General features: G+C 64.9%; 5 protein-coding genes. 1 reads left to right on the top strand and 4 read right to left on the bottom strand.

Annotation, left to right across the window (positions count from 1 at the left end; genetic code table 11):
- Nucleotides 1-62 precede the first annotated feature (62 nt).
- The 4 genes from DYZ14_RS16660 to DYZ14_RS16650 form a co-directional block, all read right to left on the bottom strand.
- Nucleotides 63-335 (bottom strand): hypothetical protein, encoded by a 273-nt coding sequence (locus DYZ14_RS16660; protein ID WP_154721724.1) that lies wholly within the window; start codon nt 333-335, stop codon nt 63-65.
- Between the two features lie 19 nt (nt 336-354).
- Nucleotides 355-1,461, bottom strand: coding sequence for a type ISP restriction/modification enzyme (locus DYZ14_RS24420; protein WP_232365568.1), 1,107 nt, complete (start codon nt 1,459-1,461; stop codon nt 355-357).
- Between the two features lie 39 nt (nt 1,462-1,500).
- Complete coding sequence (locus DYZ14_RS16655) at nt 1,501-3,681, bottom strand: N-6 DNA methylase (RefSeq protein ID WP_232365567.1); 2,181 nt, start codon at nt 3,679-3,681, stop codon at nt 1,501-1,503.
- A 79-nt stretch (nt 3,682-3,760) separates the two neighbouring features.
- Nucleotides 3,761-4,225: a YcgN family cysteine cluster protein gene (locus DYZ14_RS16650; RefSeq protein WP_154721723.1), complete on the bottom strand. Its 465-nt coding sequence runs from the start codon at nt 4,223-4,225 to the stop codon at nt 3,761-3,763.
- 220 nt (nt 4,226-4,445) lie between these two features.
- Between DYZ14_RS16650 and DYZ14_RS16645 the strand changes: the two genes are divergently transcribed.
- Nucleotides 4,446-6,611 (top strand): transglycosylase domain-containing protein, encoded by a 2,166-nt coding sequence (locus tag DYZ14_RS16645; RefSeq protein WP_195949994.1) that lies wholly within the window; start codon nt 4,446-4,448, stop codon nt 6,609-6,611.

Here is a 6,611-nt window from a genome sequence, read left to right as displayed (position 1 = left end):
GTTTGAGTGGGAGGGGTGGGAGCAGCCTACGCAGCGCGCCGAAGCCGAAGGCCGCCAATCCCTCAGGCGGCGTTCAGCCGCTGCAGTTCCGCCTCGAAGGCCAGCTTCAATTGCGCGGCCTCTTCCTCTGGAAGCGAACGGGTCATCTGGGGAAACAACAGTTGATGATAGGCGCGCTTCTTGCGGTCCCAGGGCATGGTCTCGGCCTGGCGCAGTTCGGAAAGCACAGCGTTGAGCTTGCCGCGCACGCGCTCGGGGTCCGGCGCATAGGAGGCCGGCTCGGCAGGAAAAAGATCCTCCTGCGTGGCAAACATATCGAGTTGGGCTCTGCTCATGCCTTACGCCATATCGTTCTTACGAGTCGGTGCCATTGTCGCCTTGAAGGCCGGCGGCTTCAAGGCCGAGAAGCGGCTTATCCAAGATGCGTTGCAGAAGCGCGGCCTGCCCCGGCTCCAGTTTCACCAGCCGCCCGAGCACGTGCAGCAGGTTCATCAGGTCGGTCGTATATTCGGACAGCCAGTGGTCCGGCTGGATCCGGTCGAGCGGCGAGGGCGGCCGGCGATCGCCGATGATCGGGCGCGAGCGGTCGCGCCTGCGATAGCTGAACCATTGTTTCAGCACCTGCTTGCCCGACACGTCATAGGCCCAAACCTCGGGACCGACGTTGTCGATATGCCCCTTGCCGACGATCAGGCGGCGGTTCTCCGGCTGGTAATCGATCACGTCGGGCAGAGGCTCCGGCGCGCCGGGAATGGCGCCGTCGGCGGGAATGCGCGGGGCCTCGGCCGGCGGCAGGCGCGGTGGTCCCTTGGGGCGGCCGGCGGCCGGATCGGCGAACCGCTCGCCGTAGCAATGCAGCCAAACGACCTCGCGGCCGAGCGCGACGGCCTCGAAGAAGAGGTTGGCATCGGTGGTCAGCGGCACGCGCAGGCCGGGCTGCACGAGATCGTCCTTGAACCGTTCGGTGAAGGCCGGATGGGCCATCACGGCGGCGAGATAGGCCATGACATCGGCCGGCGTCACCTCCTGCCCATAGGCGTCGGCGAGAAAGGCCAGAAGCTCCGGGCGAATATTGGACTGGCTGGCGGCTGCATCGCGCCACAGTGGCATCACGCGACCGCCGAAGGAACCTTTGTAGTGGTGAAGATCGGGAATGAGGTCGGTGATCGTGACAGCAGGACCCGATGTCGGAGAGTGAGCGTCAAGCGCGGTCAGAAAAATCTGATTTGACGAGTAGCCCTCCCAAAGAGCCGGGTTTGACTGATTGATAAGTCGCCCGTCGGGGATGATCCATTGACGATCGAGCGTCCGGTAACCGTAACGGGCCGGGCCGATCACGGACGCCTGATCGGACATCACAGGTGACAGGCGCTGCTCATGACCGTGAAGTCCCACCTTCAACTCTTTGCGGACATGCTTGTCGCCTGGCTGGCCATTGCGCAGATGCGGATGGAACAGCACCTCCTTGCGCGCCTCGTCCTTTTCCGCGACCAGCGCATCCTAGCGCCGCGCCAGGCTTTCCCGGTCCGGCGCGATCACCCAGGTCCGGCCCGGCATGACGCCGGAACCGTCATAGACGAACAGGGATGTCAGCGGCGGCATGTCCGCCCAGCTGCCGGTCGCCTCCGGCAGGAAGCCGTCTCGCCAGCCGTCCGAACACTCCTCCCAGCCGGCGACATCGAGCGACAAGGCAGAGAGCGCCTGGAATTTCTCCTCGCGCCGGCCCTTCGGCAAAGCGACATAGCGGACCTTGGCCGGCACAGCGCGATCCTTGCCGAGCGTCTTGGCGGCAATCACGATGCAGACCGGCTGCTGCACGCCCTGGAAGATGCGGGTCGCCACTTCCGGCTGGTGGCCCTCCGGCGAGCAGTCGATGATCCAGATGTTCGAGCAGGTGCGACGCAGGTCGTCGCGCATCTTCTGGAAACCGGGACCGTTGAGGAAACCGGCGACGGTGATGTAACAGACAACGCCCTCCTCGTCCCGGTCGGGCGTGCCGGTTGCGGCATAATTGCCGGTGCCGAACACTTTCCAGGTCGCCCAGCGCCAGAAATAGACATAGAGGTTCTTCAGGTGCTTGGTGTGGGCGGAGACGCCCCATTCCACCGGCGGGCGCCACCAGTCCATCGGCGCCACCATCTTGCCGCCGGAGCCGGCCTCGATCCAGCCGCCGCGCCCTTCCGCCTTTTCCTTATAGGGCGGATTGCCGATGACCACGGTGATCGGCTGGCCCTTCTTGATCGCGTTCGCCTCGCGCCTCGACGTGGCGATCGGCTGCAGCATCTGCGGCAGGTGCTCGTCCTCGACATAAGGGTTGCCGAGCGTGTCGGTAATGAACAGCCGCAGCGAGGGCAGCGTCGCCGATTTGCCGGCTCCGACCACCATCAGTTCCTGGAATTCGGCGATCAGCCGCAATTGCGCCACGGCGAAGGGGCCGAACTGCAGCTCGAAACCGATCAGCCGGTTGGCGGCGGCGCTGATGGCGGCCGGCACGGCGCCGGCGCCCAGATCACCGGCCACCGTGTCGGCGATGCGGCGCAGCACGCCGAGCAAAAACGTGCCGGTGCCGACGGCGGGGTCGGCCACGGTGACATCGGTCGAGGCAAAGCCCAGGGGCCGTTCGAACAAGGGGCCGCGCAGCACCTCGTCGACCAGGCGCACCATGGCGTTCACCACTTCCGGCGGGGTGTAGTAGGAGCCGGTGCGCTTGCGCAGGGTGTTGTCATAGACTTCGAGGAAGTGCTCGTAGAAATAGAGCCAGGCATCGGGATCGTTCTTGCCGACCTCGTGCCAGTTCACCTCGTTCAGCACGCGCGCCATGGTGTCGAGCGAGGTCTTCAGCACCATGCGATTGTCGGCATTGTCGGTCAGAAGGCCGAGCGCCGTGCCGATCAGCGAATTCGACTTCTTCAGATCGATCGCCGCGTGCTCGATGCCGTTCGACAGCGGAATGTCGCGCGTTCGGGCAATCAGCAGGCCGAAGGTCACCGCCTGGGCATAGCCATCGGCGAACTGGGCGTCGTCGGCCTGGGGAAAGAGCAGCTTGCGCCAGTCCTCAGCCAGTCCGGTCAGCGCGACATTGCCGCGCTCCAGCTGCTCGCTCACCTCGTCGCGCAACAGGCGGCAGAGGCGGGCGCTGACTTCGGCGAGGCGGCGCGGCGTCTTTGGCGTCTGCGGCGTCCAGGTGAAGAAATCGGAGAACAGCGTCAGCAGTTCGCCGGGCGCCTTGACTGCCTTGCCATCCGTTTCGAGATCGCCCTCCAGCCGGACGATCGCCCCCTGCAGCTCGCCGTCGCGCCACAGCGAAAAGCTCATGCCATCGGTGTAGAGCAGGTTCGGCAAGGACTTGAGCCGCGTCCACTGCTCCTTGTCGTGGCCCTGGAAACGGCGAGGATCGGCCCCCTTGCCGGGCGCCTTGACCTCGATGAAGCCGGTTAGCGCCTTTTTGAAGGTGACGGCATAGTCGGGCCGCGTCATGATCTCGGACAGCGCCGTCTCGCCGATCAGCGCGACGGCGTCCTTCGGATAGTCGAGAAGACCGACGATGCCCTCAAGGATCAGCGCCTCAAGCGGCCCGCGGAGCTGATCCTCCGGCGCCCCCGATATGACCGGACTTGAGAGCTTCTTCGACACGGCATGGCCGAAGGCAGAGACGATGCTTTCAAGCGACTTTGACGACATGTGATTCCCCTTGAGGGATCACCATAAGTAGCGGCGCCAAGATTACAATGCACCGATGCGGCGACGCCTCAGATGCCCCCTACTCCGCCGTCTCCCCCACCGTCAGCGGCCAGTCCACCACATAATCCTCGAAATCATCGACCGGTACGTCGTCCTCGCTGACCGTGCGGCCCCGCGCCGAAATGCCGGCCTGATGCACCGTCTCCGGGTCGCCGGAGACGAGGTAGTGCCACCAGTAGAGGTCGCGGCCCTCGTCGACGAGGCGATAGGCGCAGGTGGGGGGCAGCCAGCCGATCTCGTCGACGCCCTCGACGGTGAGCTGGATGCAGTCCGGCACCGTCGCCTGGCGGTTTTCATAGTCCTTGCAGCGACAGCTGTCGCCGTCGAGCAGGCGACAGGCGACCGAGGTGAACACCACCTCGCCGGTGTCCCAGTCCTCGAGCTTGTTGAGACAGCAGAGGCCGCAGCCGTCGCACAGGGCCTCCCATTCGGTCGGGCTCATCTCGGCGAGCGTCTTGGTCTTCCAATAGGGCAGATCGTTCATCCGTCGTCACCGGCTTGTCCGCCGGGCCATCCGCTTTGCCTGCCGTTCACGTCCGGCGGCTCGCTTTTCGCTTGTCCTTTGCCGGCAAATCGACAATCTATCAGCATATCGAGAGAAATGCCGCATTGCCGGCGCAAGGCTTGCTCTTGGGCCTTGCCGGCGGCCGCGTCAAGGGCGGCATGCCCTTCTCGCCAAGGGATTGCCCAGGGATAGTCTGCAAGTGACCGAGGATCGCACGCCGGAAGAGAAGAAGCCGAAGCTCAAGCGCCACATCCTGCTTCGGATCGACAGCTGGATCGATTCGACGCTGTGGAATGCCGGTTTTACGCTCTCGGAAATCTGGGAGGAGATCACCATCTTCTTCCGCCGTTTTCGCGCGCGCGGCTGGAAGAAGCTGTTCTTCGAAGTACTCGGCGAAACCATGACGCTCGGCACCGCCGGCGCGGTTCTGATGCTGGCGCTCGCCCAGCCGGCCTTCGAGGAGACCAAGAAGGACTGGCGCAATCACGGCGACTTCGCCGTCACCTTCCTCGACCGCTACGGCAACCTGATCGGCCATCGCGGCATCATCCACGAGAATTCCGTGCCGATCGACGAACTGCCCGACCACCTGATCAAGGCGGTGCTGGCGACCGAGGACCGGCGCTTCTTCGAGCATTTCGGCATCGACTTCCTCGGCCTGGCGCGCGCCATGAGCGAGAATGCCAAGGCCGGCTCGGTGGTCCAGGGCGGCTCGACGCTGACCCAGCAGCTGGCCAAGAACCTGTTCCTCACCAATGAGCGGTCGATCGAGCGCAAGATCAAGGAAGCCTATCTGGCGCTGTGGCTGGAGGCCAATCTGACGAAGAAGGAGATCCTGTCGCTCTATCTCGACCGCGCCTATATGGGCGGCGGCACGTTCGGGGCTGCGGCCGCCTCGCAATTCTATTTCGGCAAGCCGCTGACCGAGGTCAATCTCGCGGAATCCGCCATGCTCGCCGGCCTGTTCAAGGCGCCGGCGAAATATGCCCCGCATGTCAACCTGCCGGCCGCGCGCGCGCGCGCCAATGTGGTGCTCACCAACCTGGTGCAGGGCGGGCTGATGACCGAGGGCCAGGTGATCGCCGCAAGGCGCAATCCGGCCTCCGTCATCGACCGCGACGAGGTGGAGGCGCCCGATCACTTCCTCGACTGGGCCTTCGAGGAGGTGCAGAAGATCGCAGCCAAATACCGCGACCATACGCTGGTGGTGCGCACGACGATCGACATCGGCCTGCAGAAGGCGGCCGAAGAGGCGGTGGCGGCCAACCTGCGCGAATATGGCGAGAGCTACCACGTCAAGCAGGCAGCCCTGGTGCTGATCGAGAACGGCGGGGCTGTGCGCGCCATGGTCGGCGGGCGCGACTATGGCGAAAGCCAGTTCAACCGCGCCTCGCGCGCGCTGCGCCAGCCGGGCTCGTCGTTCAAGGTCTATACCTATGCGCTGGCGATGGAGAAGGGCATGACGCCGGATACGCCGATCGTCGACGCGCCGATCTCCTGGGGCAATTGGAGCCCCGGCAATTACGGCAATTCCTATGCCGGGCGGGTCGACATGAAGACGGCGCTGGCAAAATCGATCAACACCATTCCGGTGCGCCTCGCAAAGGAAAAGCTCGGCCCCAACGCCATCGACCAGATCATGGCGGAGGCGAAGAAATTCGGCGTCGAGACGCCGATCCGCAAGGACGTGACCATCCCGATCGGCACCTCGGAAGTGACCGTTCTCGACCAGGCGACGGCCTACGCGGTGTTTCCGGCCGGCGGCTACCAGTCGCGCCGCCACGGGATTGCGCAGATCATGAACTATGCCGGCGACGTGCTCTACGACTTCGAGCGTGACGCCCCGCCGGCTAAGCGCGTGCTGTCGGAAACGGCCGCCGCCTACATGAACCAGATGCTGACCCGCGTGCCCTATGTCGGCACGGCCAGGCGCGCCTCGGTCGACGGGGTGCTGACCGCCGGCAAGACCGGCACGACCCAGGCCTATCGCGACGCCTGGTTCTGCGGTTATACCGGCAATTACACGGCCGCCGTGTGGTTCGGCAATGACGACTATACCTCGACCAACAACATGACCGGCGGCTCGCTGCCGGCGATGACCTTCAAGACGCTGATGGACTATGCCCACCAGGGGATCGACCTGCGCCCCATTCCGGGCGTGGAAACCCCGGCACCGGAGGCCGAAAAGGCGATCGCCGCGGCCAAGACGGCCAAGCCCGCAGTCGGAACGGATGCCGTGGCACCCATGGTCAGGGCCCGCTCGCTGTCGTCCGAGACGACCCGGATGATCCGCGACATCGCGCGACGATTGAAGGAGGCCAAGCCGCTGGCGACCGACCCGAACACGGTGGCGAGCATAGACTGA

Source organism: Ciceribacter sp. T2.26MG-112.2 (assembly GCF_900492205.1).
Classification (GTDB): domain Bacteria; phylum Pseudomonadota; class Alphaproteobacteria; order Rhizobiales; family Rhizobiaceae; genus Allorhizobium; species Allorhizobium naphthalenivorans_A.
Note: the sequence above shows the minus strand (reverse complement) of the source record. Positions and strands in the feature narration are given on the sequence as shown.